General features: G+C 33.0%; 12 protein-coding genes. 8 read left to right on the top strand and 4 right to left on the bottom strand.

Going from position 1 to position 15,221, the window contains the following annotated elements; genetic code table 11:
- Positions 1-1,613: 1,613 nt before the first annotated feature.
- The 8 genes from A8B35_RS12700 to A8B35_RS12670 all read left to right on the top strand — a co-directional run bounded on the left by A8B35_RS12700 (position 1,614) and on the right by A8B35_RS12670 (position 9,660).
- The gene (locus tag A8B35_RS12700; RefSeq protein WP_075603143.1) at positions 1,614-2,192 is read left to right on the top strand and encodes a helix-turn-helix domain-containing protein; all 579 of its coding nucleotides are present in this window, start codon (positions 1,614-1,616) and stop codon (positions 2,190-2,192) included.
- 90 nt (positions 2,193-2,282) lie between these two features.
- Positions 2,283-3,758, top strand: a complete 1,476-nt coding sequence (locus A8B35_RS12695) for a B12-binding domain-containing radical SAM protein (protein ID WP_075603142.1) — start codon at positions 2,283-2,285, stop codon at positions 3,756-3,758.
- 107 nt (positions 3,759-3,865) lie between these two features.
- Positions 3,866-4,210, top strand: a complete 345-nt coding sequence (locus A8B35_RS12690; RefSeq protein WP_075603141.1) for a cupin domain-containing protein — start codon at positions 3,866-3,868, stop codon at positions 4,208-4,210.
- A gap of 46 nt (positions 4,211-4,256) precedes the next feature.
- Positions 4,257-5,033, top strand: coding sequence for a sensor histidine kinase (locus tag A8B35_RS12685; RefSeq protein ID WP_075603140.1), 777 nt, complete (start codon positions 4,257-4,259; stop codon positions 5,031-5,033).
- A 30-nt stretch (positions 5,034-5,063) separates the two neighbouring features.
- Positions 5,064-5,186, top strand: coding sequence for a hypothetical protein (locus A8B35_RS23760; RefSeq protein ID WP_262506914.1), 123 nt, complete (start codon positions 5,064-5,066; stop codon positions 5,184-5,186).
- 83 nt (positions 5,187-5,269) lie between these two features.
- The gene (locus tag A8B35_RS12680; protein WP_075603139.1) at positions 5,270-7,552 is read left to right on the top strand and encodes a glycosyltransferase family 4 protein; all 2,283 of its coding nucleotides are present in this window, start codon (positions 5,270-5,272) and stop codon (positions 7,550-7,552) included.
- 12 nt (positions 7,553-7,564) lie between these two features.
- Positions 7,565-8,491 (top strand): glycoside hydrolase family 130 protein, encoded by a 927-nt coding sequence (locus A8B35_RS12675; protein WP_075603138.1) that lies wholly within the window; start codon positions 7,565-7,567, stop codon positions 8,489-8,491.
- Between the two features lie 152 nt (positions 8,492-8,643).
- Positions 8,644-9,660 carry a glycosyltransferase family 4 protein gene (locus A8B35_RS12670; RefSeq protein WP_075603137.1) on the top strand — a complete coding sequence of 339 codons (1,017 nt, stop codon included), beginning with the start codon at positions 8,644-8,646 and terminating at the stop codon, positions 9,658-9,660.
- Between the two features lie 29 nt (positions 9,661-9,689).
- Here A8B35_RS12670 and A8B35_RS12665 read toward each other — a convergent pair whose 3' ends face one another.
- The 4 genes from A8B35_RS12665 to A8B35_RS12650 all read right to left on the bottom strand — a co-directional run bounded on the left by A8B35_RS12665 (position 9,690) and on the right by A8B35_RS12650 (position 14,801).
- Positions 9,690-10,676 carry a GTP pyrophosphokinase gene (locus tag A8B35_RS12665; protein WP_075603136.1) on the bottom strand — a complete coding sequence of 329 codons (987 nt, stop codon included), beginning with the start codon at positions 10,674-10,676 and terminating at the stop codon, positions 9,690-9,692.
- 122 nt (positions 10,677-10,798) lie between these two features.
- Positions 10,799-11,227, bottom strand: a complete 429-nt coding sequence (locus tag A8B35_RS12660) for an Hsp20/alpha crystallin family protein (RefSeq protein WP_075603135.1) — start codon at positions 11,225-11,227, stop codon at positions 10,799-10,801.
- Between the two features lie 433 nt (positions 11,228-11,660).
- Positions 11,661-12,878 carry a cation:proton antiporter gene (locus A8B35_RS12655; protein WP_075603134.1) on the bottom strand — a complete coding sequence of 406 codons (1,218 nt, stop codon included), beginning with the start codon at positions 12,876-12,878 and terminating at the stop codon, positions 11,661-11,663.
- Positions 12,879-13,328: 450 nt separating this feature from the next.
- Positions 13,329-14,801, bottom strand: a complete 1,473-nt coding sequence (locus A8B35_RS12650; protein ID WP_075603133.1) for a glycoside hydrolase family 130 protein — start codon at positions 14,799-14,801, stop codon at positions 13,329-13,331.
- Between the last annotated feature and the right edge of the window lie 420 nt (positions 14,802-15,221).

Below are 15,221 nucleotides of genomic sequence, written 5' to 3'. Positions count from 1 at the left end.
TCCAAATTTGCAAAATAAGCTTAATATGATCAGCAGAAATAGACGTACTCACTATTATACTCACAAAGAATTGGAGGTAATACTAGAACATTTCTGTATTGAAGCAGAGGAATTTGAAAAACTATAAGCCCCTTGGTACAAAAAAAGCCTCAAAAGCCACGAAATTAAGCTCAAAAGCAATATCTGATACAATAATCAGACTGCTTTTGAGTGCTTTTTCATGCTTTTTAGCGTTTGTAGAGTATAATTAGATATTATACAGACTATATCATACTTGCTTTATAGTACTTTGTCTTTTTTGTAGATAATATTTAGAGTACTTAGTAAAAACTGCAGCTAATATTTATCGAACTTTGAGACTGCTTTTTGCTTAACTGAGCGTGCTTTTTGCAAATCCTCCTTGTATCAATAGTAAATTAGCTTATATAAGACATGCTCACCGATAACATTGTTAAGTGCCAAGAGTATATTCAGTCTTTATACAATAAATTTTAAGTAGTAAGTGGAGTAATTAAGTTCTGTGAAAAGAAATAAAAGTATTGCAGAATAATATCTAAAGCCTTTTGATCACCCAAGCTAAAGAATGATCTTTTTATGCCTTCAAAACCAAAAAGTTGAATTTGTCTTCATACCAAAAATAAACGTGCTCATTATTATACACATAAAGAACTGGAGGTTATATTAGAACTCTTTTGCATTAGTCAAGAGGAGTTTGAGCGGCTATAAATTCCTTTGCAATACCCTTTCGGGTATAATTCAGCACAATGCAAGGCTAATTATACCTGCAAGGGTATAGTTTATTGATTTCATCTGCTCCTCATATTAAGAATGCTGTCGTAATATATGAGCACGCCAGACAAATCCTGTTGAATATTTAGTATCTAGGGATGTGGTAAATTATAGTATACAACTATATTTCAAAGGAATACAATATAAATAACACTTATTCTAAGTCTTACTCTTTAAAGGATACCCAACACTTCTGTAATTACTTTTCATAAAAACATTTAATTAATAATTGTTTTTCATGGAAAGTAATTGTTTTTCATGTTAACTAACAGAATAAATTCCTTTATTAATTTACCGGACACAAAAGTTGACCTTCTTATTAAATTATTAAATCAAAGCAAAGGAAAATTATCAAATAAAAAGAGAGAAAATCATTTTGAAGAACTTACAAAAGAAGAAGTTTTTATTATTGAGAATAATTATAAAGAGATCTTTATAAGCTAAATTTTATTTCTTTTAAACATCAGGTTTAACTCTCCTAAAGTGAGTAGTTCTTCCATTTCAAAACATAACGAGAGTAATATTGCGAATATTTACTCTCGTTAAATCTTCTCAATTCCAAACGTCAAGTTTTCTATTCAAAAAACTTGACAAAAAGCCATTTTTAGGTTCCAATCCTTTTTACTAGGTTTGGAGAGAAGTCAGTACTTATAGTTTTTTTCTATGCAGAAAAGTGTGCAGAAAAAATGCAGAAAAAATACTAAACAAATTGCACGATGTTATTATACTTGGACTATATAAACATTTGTTTTTAGGTAAAGTATAGTCTTTTTAGTTGTACCTTTATATGAGTCATTTAAAATATACATCAAAGCTACAACAGATTGAAGATTTACATTAAAAATATGGTTTGTATACGCTGCCAAATAGTAGTAAAATCGGTGCTTGATAAATTAGGTCTGCAGCATGTTTATGTAAAAATTGGAGAGGCAAAAATTATTGGCAAATTATCTGCCAATCAAATTAAGGAACTAGATGTAGAATTAAGAAAATCTGGACTCCTTGTGATGGATGATAAAAGAAGCATTCTGATTGAAAGTATAAAAAATGCCATAATAGCATTGGTGCATTATACCGATGATCAGATAAAGGTTAACCTATCTAATTATTTAAGCCAAAAACTTAATCACAACTATACCTATATGGCTAATCTATTCTCAGAAGTAAACGGTATAACCATCGAAAAATTCTATCTCGCCCACAAAATTGAAAGGGTAAAAGAACTCATTGTTTATGATGAGCTTAATTTGTCAGAAATAGCTTATAAAATGCATTATAGCAGTGTGGCTCACTTATCTAATCAATTTAAAAAAATTACTGGTCTCACCCCATCGAGCTTTAAAATTATGAAAAACAAAAGGCGCGACACACTTGAAGATGTGAATGATGTAAATATTTCATAGAATATTATAATACTATTTAAGTACTATGTTACGAACTTTTCTATCCAATTTTAACTACATCTAAATGTAGTTAAACAACAGATAGATTGTATGAATATATTATTAATTTACCCCCAATATCCAGATTCCTTCTGGAGCTTTAAGCATGCACTTAAGTTTATTTCAAAAAAAGCAGCAGTTCCACCGCTTGGCTTAATTACCGTTTCGGCATTACTCCCATCCACATGGCAAAAAAAGTTGATTGATATGAATGTAACTTCGTTAAAAGACGAAGACATTTTGTGGGCCGATTATGTTTTTATCAGTGCAATGTACATTCAAAAACAATCGGTTAATTACATAATAGAAAAATGTAAAAAACTAAATAAACCCATGGTAGCAGGGGGTCCTCTCTTTACCCAAGAATATAAAAACTATCCGCATATAGATTATTTTGTGCTGAATGAAGCCGAGATTACCTTACCTATTTTTATGGCCGATTTATCCATTGGGAACCTTAAACCAGTATACCAAACCGATAAACATGCAAACCTTAATTTAACACCAATACCAGATTATCATTTATTAGATATGAAAAAATACGCCTTTATGAATGTGCAAATTTCGAGAGGCTGTCCTTTTTCGTGCGATTTTTGCGAAATAACCTCTCTATTAGGGCATCAGGTTAGAATGAAAAGTCCAATTCAGTTCCTCAAAGAACTTGAAACGCTATATAAGCTTAACTGGCGTGGTTCTGTCTCTATTGTTGATGATAATTTTATTGGTAATAAAAAGGAAATAAAATTGGCGTATCTACCCAAGATAAAACAATGGATGCACAAGCGAAAGTATCCATTTGTTTTTAACATACAAAGCACCATAAACTTGGCCGATGATAAAGAAATGCTCGCTCTTATGGCGGCAAGTGGTTTTACATCTACCTTTATAGGTATAGAAACGCCTGATGAAGTATCGCTGCATCATTGTAATAAAACACAAAATAAAAATAGAGACTTAATACAATCCATACAGGCCATTCAAAAAGCCGGACTACAAGTTTCAGGAGGTTTTATTGTAGGATTCGACAGCGATACCCCTAGTATTTTTGAGCGACAAATAGACTTTATTCAAAAAAGCGGCATTGTTTCGGCAATGGTAGGTTTATTAAATGCCCCTAAAAACACACTATTGTATCATCGTTTATACGCAGAAAACAGATTAACAAATGAGTCAACTGGAAACAATACTGATTCTTCCATTAATTTTATCCCAAATATGGACTATGATGAATTAATATTAGGGTACAAAAAAATTATCCGTTCCATTTATGCATCTAAACCCTATTACAAAAGGGTAAGGCAATTATTTGCAACCTATAAGCATAATAATTACAATCAAAAAAGAATTAATTTTTCGCTATTAGGTGCGTTCTTTAAATCTGTTTATTTAATTGGTATTATCGACAAGGGAAGAATGGAGTATTGGAAACTACTGGCATGGACCTTGTTTAAAAAACCGACGCTACTTATAGATGCAATTACCTTTGCAGTGTATGGTTACCATTTTAGAATTGTTTATGGACTATAAATAAATGCCTCTATTAAAAAATGTGTGAATGATGTAAATAAAACATTCAATTGTATAATACATTGGCTTTTACAATAAGATACCTTTAATTACTTAAATAGGCATCTATGCAAACTCCAGAAATTGAAAAAGCGAAATCTCACATTTTAATTGAAATTATCGAATACATTTCAAATTCGGTGGTGAGCAAAACTATTATTCGTAAAACAACGGGGAATGTAAATGTAGTTGCTATTGATACAGGCGAAGCATTGGCCGAAAAAACTTCTCCCTTCGATACCTTTATTCAAATTATCGAAGGTACTGCAGAAATTATTATTGATAAAAAATCGAACATGCTTAATACGGGTGAGGGAATAATAATTCCGGCCCACACTTCTAATAACATAATAGCCAAGGGGCGATTTAAAATGATTTCTACTGTAATTAAAAGCGGTTACGAATCAATATGACAAAGTAGTAAGAATCTGATCAATTAATACAGCTAATAATAGACAGATGAAAAACCAGAACACCATAAAAACATCTGAAAAATCAATAATTTTTCAGCTTAAAAAACAGCATAAGCAAAAACAGAATGAACTAATAGCTCGAAATAAAAAGCTTTTGGCAATAATTGGGCATGACTTGAAAAATCAGATGAGCACAACTATCAGTTTTTTGAGTCTCTTAAAGGACGAAATACTTGATTTAGATACAATCAAAATTAAACAATACATCACTTTCTCATTACAGGCGGCCGATAATACAGCATCCATGCTCGACAATCTCCTTGAATGGGCTAACTCTAAAAATATAGGCAAATCATACCAACCCGAATATTTTGTTTTTAATGACATTTTAGTTGATGAAATGAAGAACATTAAATTATATGCCTCCCAAAAGCACATAGGTATAAACTCTAAGGTTTCTGAAGAAGTAGAAATTTATGCTGATAAAAACATGGTTAAAAGCATACTGCGTAACCTAATAAATAATGCCATCAAATTCTCTTTTGAATATGGGCATATTGAAATTATGTCGGCAAAGAATGATGATTTTTTAGAGGTTACCATAAAAGATTATGGAGTTGGGATTAATACTGAAATGATGAGCACCTTAACCAGCACTAAAAACAACGAATCGTCGCTGGGTACCAATGGAGAAGCAGGCACTGGCTTTGGACTAAAGCTATGCAAAGAGTTTATAGGACTGCACATGGGAAAAATATGGAACGCTGATAATATGAATCAGGGCAGTGAAATAAAATTCACGCTACCTGTATCGCCTCAATAGTAAACAATTAATAATGTTAATACATAGGTTATGTCAAAAGATAAAGAAAGTAAAAAAAACAACAAAAAGGCTCCTGCAAAAAACTTAAAAGAGAAACGTGCTGCCAAGGAAGCCAAACGAAAAGCAAAAGCAAATAAAACTGAAGTACAATAAGTATAAATAAGCATCAAACTTGGCCACACATACTCCAAAATAAACAACCATTGCATTTGTGTAATGGTACTAATTTTTACGTTATGAAAATTGCATTTATAGGCACCTATCCACCACGCGAATGTGGTATTGGTGCATTTACACACGACCTGTATAATTCAATTGTAAACAATAATAAAAAATCTGAATTTACAAACGAAGGATTTGTAGTGGCAATGAATGATTATACAAACACCTACAAATACCCCAAAGAGGTTAAACAAATTATTAGGCAAGAACGCCAAGAAGATTATTTACAAGCTGCAAAATTCATCAATCATAGTGGTGCCGACGCTTGTGTGCTAGAGCACGAATTTGGTATATTTGGCGGACAAAGTGGTGTTTACATTCTACCCCTACTGCACCGACTTGAGATTCCTCTAGTTGTAACACTACATACTATTTTAGAAACACCTAGTTATAACGAAAGGGCCATTTTAGCAGCCATATGTAAGATGGCACAAAAAATTGTGGTGATGAGTCATAAGGCCATCGATTTCTTAACCAGTATTTATGATGTTACTGCAGAGAAAATTGAATTTATAGATCATGGGGTGCCTGATATTAAATTCAACGCAAAGCAGTCTAAGAAGGAGTTAAAACTCGATAACAAAAGAATGCTGATGACTTTTGGTTTCGTTGGTCGCAATAAAGGTATAGAAACCGTAATTAAGGCTTTGCCAGCTATAATTAAAAAACATGCCAATGTTGTTTACATGGTATTAGGAAAAACTCACCCCAATATATTAAAATATTCTGGCGAAGAATATCGAATATATTTAATGCGCCTTATTAAAAGCCTTCATTTAGAAGAACATGTAGTATTTATAAATGAGTTTTTAGATGTAAATGATCTCTTTAAATACTTAGCAGCTGCCGATATTTATATAACACCTTATACAAACAAGGCTCAGATTACTAGCGGAACCCTTTCTTATGCAGTAGGTGTGGGATCTGCCGTAATTTCAACACCTTATTGGCATGCCGAAGAATTATTAGCCAATGGCAGAGGTAAACTATTTGATTTTAACGACGCTGAAGCTTTGGCTATCCAGGCAAATGATTTGTTTGATCATCCTTCAGAACTCAAGCTACTTAAAAGTAAAGCCTCAGAATATGGGAAAAGTATTACCTGGCCCTTAACGGGCATAAAATATATTAACCTTTTACAGCTAGCTATTAAAAATAATACTGGCAAAGTTGAAAAAAAAGATACCATATTAGATCTGCTTATTATGCCACCCTTTTCACTTGCTCACATTAATCGTTTAACGGATGATACGGGTATAATACAGCATGCAAAATTTGGTATCCCCAACCTAAAAGAAGGGTATTGTTTAGATGATAATGCTCGTGCTTTATTGATGGCATTAATGAGTTATCGCCAAATAAAAGATGAACAGGCTTTGGAATTGTGCCCAATCTACTTAAGCTATATCCATTATATGCAAAACAATGATGGAACTTTTAGGAACTTTTTAAGCTTCAATAGAAATTATTTAGACGAAGTAGGGTCTGAGGATTCTTTTGGACGCACTATTTGGGCTTTGGGTTATTTAATGGCTAATGCGCCCAATGATGCCTATTACCAAACGGGCAGAGAAATATTTTTTAATGCAGCTCCTCATTTCGACAAATTAACAGCAATCCGAAGCATTGCAAATACAATAATTGGGTTGTGCTATTACCTCGAAACAAACCCCGGAGATGATGCACTAATCGAAAGATTAAGAGCTATGACGCAGAAGCTAATGATGCACTACAAACAAAATAAATCGAAAAACTGGGATTGGTTTGAACCTTTGTTAACCTACGACAATGGTATTTTGCCTTTATCCCTTTTTCATGCTTCGAAATATTTAAATGATGATAGTGTATTGGAGGTAGCCATTAGTAGTATGGATTTTCTGACTTCGCATACGCTCACCGAAAGCTACTTATCGGTTATTGGTAACGAAAAATGGTATAAAAAAGATGAGCATCGTTCGGTATATGCCCAACAACCTGTGGATGCTATGGCCATGGTTTTAATGTATCATCAAGCTTACTTAGTTACCAAAAACAAAGAATACCTTAACAAGCTATACACTTCGTTTTTATGGTTCTTAGGGGAGAATGATCTTAGAATGAGTTTGTACGATTTTGAAACCAATGGTTGTTGCGATGGATTTGAAAGCTATGGCGTTAATCGTAACCAAGGTGCCGAAAGTTCCCTAGCTTATCTTATTTCTCATTTAACTGTTTTGCAAGCTTATGAAGAGTTTCATAAACATGACGAATCTATTTCTTATATCAAGAAAACATCATTTGAAACAACAGATGCTTAATAATATATAATCATGTTAGTTAAACGATATAACAACAATCCTATTCTTACTAAAGATGATGTTCCTTATCCAGTAGCAACAGTACATAATGCTGCTGTGGTAAAGCATCAGGGTTTGTATATTATGATATTTAGATCGCACAAGCCTAATGGAAGAAGCATTTTAGGTAAAGCCACAAGCACAGATGGGTATACTTTTAAGGTAGACAATGCTCCTTTTATGACACCTGCAACTCAAGGTGAATTTAAAGAATACGAAGCCTATGGAATTGAAGATCCGCGAATCGCGTTAATTGATGATGAATACTTAATAAGCTACAGCGCATATTCAAAACATGGTGTACGCATAGGCTTAGCCAAAACCAAAGATTTTGAAACAATTGAAAGGTTCTCGCTAATAACTGAGGCCGATTACCGAAATGTGGTACTTTTTCCTGAGAAAATTAATGGCCTTTATGCACGTCTCGATCGTCCTCATTCTGAAATATCACCATGGTCGATCTGGATATCCTATTCTCCAGATTTAAAATTCTGGGGAGAATCGAAACTAATTATGAAACCCTTGCAATATCATTGGGATGAAATGAAAATAGGTCCCGGGGCAACTCCCATAAAAACACCTAGAGGCTGGTTAAATATATATCATGGTGTTTTCCCTACCATGGATGGAAGTGTTTACCGCTTAGGGGTAGCATTACATGACATAAACGATCCGTCTCAGATTATAGCTGTTGGAGATGACTGGATTTTGCAGCCAGAAGAGCAGTACGAGTTGGTAGGTTATGTGCATAATGTAGTGTTCTGTTGCGGTGCAGTTGCTGAAGATGATGGAAGTGTGAAAATATATTGGGGAGGTGCCGATAGCGTAATGTGTGTAGGAACTGCGTACATTGAATCTTTAGTTGATCATTGCTTAACAAGCAGTAGACCTGCAATGTAAACGCTATAAACTTAAATAATACAGCTATCAGGCTGATATATTATCATTATTGGCCTACTACTAATTAATAAAGCAAGAGTCATATTTCTTACACAAGCGATTCTATGTAAAAAGTTGATTCAATTACTATTTAACCTTAAAATTATAATCAGATGAAAATAGCGATACTAGCACCAATAGCATGGCGTACACCACCTTTGAGATATGGACCGTGGGAACAAGTTGCTTCAAATATAGCAGAAGGTTTAATTGAAAAAGGTATGGATGTAAGCTTATTTGCAACGGGAAACTCCCAAACCAAAGGCAAATTGCTATCGGTATGCGAACATGCGTATGCCGAGGATTCTAGTGTAGATCCTAAAGTAGCAGAGTGTTTACACATTAGTAATTTAATGGAACAGGCCGACCAGTTTGATATTATTCATAATAATTTCGACTTTTTACCCTTGAGTTATTCTCGCCTTATTAAAACACCAATTGTTACCACTATCCATGGTTTTTCTTCGCCAAAAATAATTCCGGTGTACAAAAAATATAATAATTCGAGCCATTATATTTCAATAAGCGATTCTGATCGTAATCCTGATCTTAAATACACAGCCACTGTATATAATGGAATAAACATTAACGAATTTATTTTTAAAGGTGAGCCTGATGATTACTTGTTGTTTTTTGGAAGAATCCATCCTGATAAAGGTACTTACGAAGCTATTAAGATTGCAAAAAAAACCAAACGAAAACTTATTATAGCTGGTTTTATACAAGATCAAGAGTACTTTAACCAAAAGGTAAAACCGTATATTAATAATGAAGATATAGTGTACGTAGGGAATTCGGGTCCTACGCAACGCCTAGAATTATTAAGCCAAGCATGTGCCCTCTTACATCCCATAAGCTTTAACGAACCTTTTGGCCTAAGTGTGATAGAAGCCATGGCTTGTGGCACTCCCGTTATTGCCTTTAACAAAGGCTCTATGCCCGAGTTAATACTTCATGAGAAAACCGGATTTCTTGTTACTAATATTGATGAAGCAGTTGATGCCACAGCACAAATTCACGACATCAACAGAGGTGATTGTACTAAATGGGTAGCATCTATGTTTAGCCAACAAAAAATGATAGAAGGCTACTTAAAAGTATATAACCAAATATGCTATGGAGAAAATTGATGTGCTGATCCATTAGGACCATTCTGTCTCTATAATATTAAATGATGCACTATCTGTTTTTGATAAGCAGATAGTATATGATTAAATAGCTTAACGTTGCTCAAGTATAAGCAATACCTAATTTTATTATAAGGATTTAAGCCCCTCTTTTCTTTCTCTGCAATTAAACCTGTTTTAGCTAAATAATTAAGCAATGCCTCGTTGAGTTCGCTCTCAGTTATAAACCTATGCATACTAAGTATTTCCTGAACGAATCCATCTACTTTAAACTCAATAAAATTATACTCAGGAAAATATTTTAAAGCAACAAACAAAAAGCTAAATACATCCAAAGGTTTATTCTGTTCTACATGTGCACCTTTCTGAATACGCTCAGATATTCTATCTTCTTCCAAGGCTATCTCATCTTTTATATGAAGAAATTCATCGTCGGCTATTTCAAACAAGGCCGAAAGTCGGTTAATCCTTCTTTTAAGGCTATGCGGTATGCTCTTTTTGTATTTAATTTTATGATCTAAAACACTCCAAGCATCCTGAATAATTGTTCGTATTTGTAGTTCAAATTGCAACTTATAATACATGTTGCTTTCAGAAACTCTGCTCCCATTCTTCTTTAACTTTAAATCTAGATGAAGACTTTTGTAACCAAATTTATCCTCGGTTTTTTCTAACAGTAAAGTTTTATCAGTAATATCTACCTCGTGAAATGTTTTGTATAACTCTTTTCTTATTTTTTCTACATCTTCTAAATAATAACAGATTACTCTGATACCTATAAAATCAGATAAATAGTCGATTATTTTGTAAGTGGTATTCTCTGAAGTAATATTGGGTAAGTATTTTCTTTCAAATTTGGTAATGCTTTCTTGGTAATCCTTAACTCTTCCTGAAATGGACTCAACACCTTTAATGGAGCCTATTTGATCTATTAGAAATGTTAATGCTGACTGGTAGTATTCATTATTAGCTTCATATTGCTCCTTAAACTCAATAATTTTACCCTCTAAAATATTCATATTTTGGTGTTTTCAATTGCAATAAGAAATTCTAGTTCTCGAGCTTAGAAAAGAAATTTATTCCTAAAAAATCATTACTAAGCTATTCTTGCAGCAAAAAGTTCCTTATTCAGGAACTTTTTTTATGCTATTGCTATTCGTTTTGGCCCTTTATCTTTGGCTTCTTCTTTCTTAGGGATACTAATATCTAGAATACCGTTTACATAGGAAGCTTTAATACCATCATCTTTTACACTGTTTGGCAATGTGAATGAACGAGTAAATGAACTGTAGCAAAATTCTCTTCTGGTTATTTTTTCAGTATCATCCTCTTTTTTATTCATGTTTTCTGAAGAAATAGTCAGTACGTTGTGATTCAGTTCAATCTTAAAATCTTTCTTCTCCATACCAGGAGCGGCAACTTCAATATCAAACTTATTCTCATCTTCTTTAACATTAACAGCTGGTATATAAACACCTACACTATACTTGTCATCTGCCCATAACGAACCTGAAAAATAATCATCAGTCCAGCCTGGGTGTAATGTTGCATTTTTCAATTTTGGAAACATGTCGTCTATATTTAAAGTTAATACTACAATTTTTTATCAAAAATTATTCTTGCAAGTATAACCATACCCGCTACCACCAGTAGAATATTCACATTTTCGGAAGTCTCGAAACCAAAATATAATATTCCCCAGATAACGAAAAGTAACATGGATATGATATATAATAAATTTTTCATCTACTAATAGTTTTATTTATTTCACAATCCCTAACAAACAGAATAATTATTTGCCTTTAATAGCTGCTAGCCTTACTTGCTGGGAACTTAATAATAATTCATGCATTATAAAGTTAAGCTTAATCAAGATCCATCTCATTACATATAACTGATAATAAGTTATATAATTCACACATTTAATGTATCTTAATTCATTATTAGGAGTATTAAAGCTTACTATAGCATAGATCTATTTTAGCAGTTAAAAATTGAAGTGATTACTCATTTTTTATTTCTCCAGCTTTTTTTAAGGTAAGCTTTGTGATAATAGGTCCAATTAATTCATTAATAATTGTAGCACCTATTATGGTCGTTAAAAGTACTTCAGAAATATCTGAAAAGATTTCGTTCTGACTAATACTAAGTACTAATCCGATTACAACACCTGCCTGAGGCAATAATCCACCGGCAGTGTACTTGCGTATTGAGGTATCGGCCTTAGCAGCACGTGCGCCTATATTTACTCCAATATATTTACCTACAATTCGAAGTCCCACAAAAATACTTATTAAAAATATAGACTGCGGTATAGTTGTAAAATTGAGGTGTAAACCGCTTAATAGGAAAAAAATAAGAAATATCAATTCTTCAGTATATCGCTCAACAACCTTAAATATTTTTGTATGCTGATTACTTCTATTCGCAATCATAAGCCCCAAAGTCATATTCGCAAGTAATTCATCCACCTGCAGAAGCTTAGAAGTTCCCAAACATAGAATAAGCATTGAAGTAATAATAACAATCCATTGCCCTTCAGTTTTAATTTGCAACATTTTTGAAAGCAAATTCATTAACAAGGCTATTCCTGCTCCCAAAAACATAGCCATTGATATACGGTATACGGCATTTAAATGAGCATTTTCAACCATTTTATGGTCACCCAAAAACATGGATAGTATACTGATTACAATACTAAATAAAATAATACCCACCGCATCATCTAAAGCCACTACACCTAGAATTGTATCTGTTACCTTTCCTTTAGCTTTATATTGATGTATTACAGCTAAAGTTGCAGCAGGAGCTGTAGGACTGGCCAACACACCTAATAATAAAGCTAATGATAAATTCCCTATTGAACCAAAAGGTAATAGTGAAGGAAAAATTACACCGAAAATAAATACAGTTAGAGCAATCAATATAAATGGAATTATACTAGCCAATACGGTAATATTAACTATCTCCTTTTCGTGTATCTTTATCTTGGACCACTTTAAAGCTCCACCAACTTCAAATGCGATAAAAGCCAAACAGATATCCATTAAAGGTTTTGTTGTTTCTATTGTATCTTGCCCTATTAAATGTGATGTATTAGGACTTAACGCCACTCCAACCAAAATATAACCTACAATTTTAGGAAGGCCAATTTTATTAAGCATCCATCCTGCTGTATACCCAAGAATAAGTAATACCCCAATATCAAGTAATACATTCATTAAATACGAATTAAATGGTGAATAGAAAATTAGATTATCTATTAATTTTACTTAATGAAGTTTGATTAAAGTTACATCCAAAATATGTGAGTAATACCTTTATTTTATTGTTCTTTTGCAAATTTTCATTCCGTAGCTATGGCTAAGCAATAAGAAATTGAACTTTGCCACTGATAATCAATTTATCACTCTCGCCCCAGTACAACATTAAACAATTTCAATAAGTTACGGCTTTGCAACATAACATAAATGCTTAATTTTTAACTAAAAAACACTAATAAGTATATCGGCCAGAGAACTTTAATATTGCTATCAATACATACAAAAACATTAGGTTTTCTATAGAAATACGTAATATGTGTTAACTCAAAACTAGATGAATGTATATAGGGATAATATATATTAAACCTAATACAGGCCATATCATAATACACTTCCAAGGCAGTACACTTACATAGAACCACTTAACTCATCAAGAAGTTCTTTAAGATTTACTGTTGCATACGTAGACGAATAGTCTGACATGGCGTATGGTATAATTAATTCACCATTGTGCACCATTGAACCACATGAATATACTACGTTCGGTACATAACCTTCTCTTTCTTCTGAATTTGGTATTAAAAGTGGTGTTTTAGATCTTCCTATTTCAATTTCAGGATTATTTAAATCATACAATGCCGCACCTAATACATACTCGCGCATTGGGCCAACACCATGGGTTATTACCAACCATCCTTCTTCCGTTTCAATAGGAGAACCGCAATTCCCAATCTGAATTAGTTCCCATGAGTATTTGGGTTGTTGTAACACTTCTGCTTCTCTCCAAATGGTAATATTATCCGAAAAAGCAATGTAATTATTAACGCCATCTATTCTGCAAAGCATAGCATATTTTCCATTAACTTTTCGAGGAAACAAAGCCATACCTTTATTTTGAGCAATTTCACCATGCAGCGGACTTACCTTAAAATGATAAAAGTCTTCGGTTTCTAGTAGTTTAGGTAAAATGGTAGTTCCATCAAATGCTGTGTAGGTGGCATAGTAGGTTACTTTATTATCTTCATCTTTAAATTTAACAAATCGTGCATCTTCAATTCCATTTTTTTCGTTGGCTGATACAGGAAATATTACTCTTTCGGATATATTTGTATCTAACGAGAATTGAAGTTCGTAATGCGATGATGCCAACCATATTATTTGATTGTAAAGGTGTTCTTTATCTTTTGCCAAGTGCACAGATGTCCTTGTTTCTCTGATACATTTATGCAATTCCCCGTAAGTAAATTGATTGTTCAGTTTGTCTAAAATTAATTCAGGAGGTATAATGCTATGAAAATCTTGCATTTCTTCAATTTTACGGGCAAAATCTTCCTTGTTATAATTGAACCTCCAAATAGATTCGGCCTCCTCTAGTAAATTACCTGTTGGCTCAAGCGTAATATGGTCGTTTTCACTCAGCACCCCAGTTCTAAATACTATAGACGAGATATGACCTTCTCCTGTAGCTCTAAAGCTAAGAATTACTCTTTTATGACCATGCGCTATTTCTGTTTGGTCGGGATGGTCGACCATAGATGGATTAAAAAAAGCTGCTGATTCTATGGAATACTCCATTGTAAAAAAAGACCCAATTAATATTTTACTAGCGTACTCAATTGTATCAGGATCTATTTGCATGAAAGTTAATACGTGTAAAACTCTATTAAAATGTTTCTCAAATATTTTAGAAATATTTCTATGTCGCATCGAGTAATCCCTTAAGGTCTGTTGCAAGGCAAATGAAGCGTCATTTTCATTCATATTTAAAACATAACGTATGATCTTAATAGCTCGCTCTTCACTTGTAAACATAAAACGTGCAATTACCCTACTAGGGTCTGGACTAAAAGTGATGTCTTTTCTATTTACAGATACCTTCATTTGGAGTATTCTTTAGATATAGAAGGTACTGATTATAATTGAACAAAAAGCTTTATTACAGGTAATTAATTGCTTATACCAATACTCCATCAACGGATAAAAACAATCTAGCCAATTTAGATCTATCCATAAGTACTTAGAATTATTTATTCTTCCGCTAAAACAGATTGCTACTAGCCTCCATTTTTTTTATAACTTACTTTTTCATTGAAATAATCAAAGGTTATTGGCAATAACTATCTCCACAAAATTACTCCTAAAACAATTAACTATTGTTGCGAATATTAGCCTTCTAATCAAAACAATATAGTTATTTGATAATAGGTTTTGGTAATAGTATATCGACGGAATCACTTCCTATCCTTCTTACTCAAAAAACTTGACAAAAAGCCATTTTTAGGTTCGAATCCTTTTTCGTAC

This window comes from Saccharicrinis aurantiacus (assembly GCF_001660705.2).
Taxonomy (GTDB): Bacteria; Bacteroidota; Bacteroidia; order Bacteroidales; family Marinilabiliaceae; genus Saccharicrinis; species Saccharicrinis aurantiacus.
The sequence above is the reverse complement of the archived record's forward strand: the minus strand, read 5'-3'. Positions and strand labels throughout refer to the sequence as shown.

Coding starts and splice junctions, on each gene's coding strand:
- A8B35_RS12695 (WP_075603142.1), top strand. CDS start 2,283: ATGAATATATTATTAATTTACCCCCAATATCCAGATTCCTTCTGGAGC.
- A8B35_RS12690 (WP_075603141.1), top strand. CDS start 3,866: ATGCAAACTCCAGAAATTGAAAAAGCGAAATCTCACATTTTAATTGAA.
- A8B35_RS12685 (WP_075603140.1), top strand. CDS start 4,257: ATGAAAAACCAGAACACCATAAAAACATCTGAAAAATCAATAATTTTT.
- A8B35_RS23760 (WP_262506914.1), top strand. CDS start 5,064: ATGTCAAAAGATAAAGAAAGTAAAAAAAACAACAAAAAGGCTCCTGCA.
- A8B35_RS12680 (WP_075603139.1), top strand. CDS start 5,270: ATGAAAATTGCATTTATAGGCACCTATCCACCACGCGAATGTGGTATT.
- A8B35_RS12675 (WP_075603138.1), top strand. CDS start 7,565: ATGTTAGTTAAACGATATAACAACAATCCTATTCTTACTAAAGATGAT.
- A8B35_RS12670 (WP_075603137.1), top strand. CDS start 8,644: ATGAAAATAGCGATACTAGCACCAATAGCATGGCGTACACCACCTTTG.
- A8B35_RS12665 (WP_075603136.1), bottom strand. CDS start 10,676: ATGAATATTTTAGAGGGTAAAATTATTGAGTTTAAGGAGCAATATGAA.
- A8B35_RS12660 (WP_075603135.1), bottom strand. CDS start 11,227: ATGTTTCCAAAATTGAAAAATGCAACATTACACCCAGGCTGGACTGAT.
- A8B35_RS12655 (WP_075603134.1), bottom strand. CDS start 12,878: ATGAATGTATTACTTGATATTGGGGTATTACTTATTCTTGGGTATACA.
- A8B35_RS12650 (WP_075603133.1), bottom strand. CDS start 14,801: ATGAAGGTATCTGTAAATAGAAAAGACATCACTTTTAGTCCAGACCCT.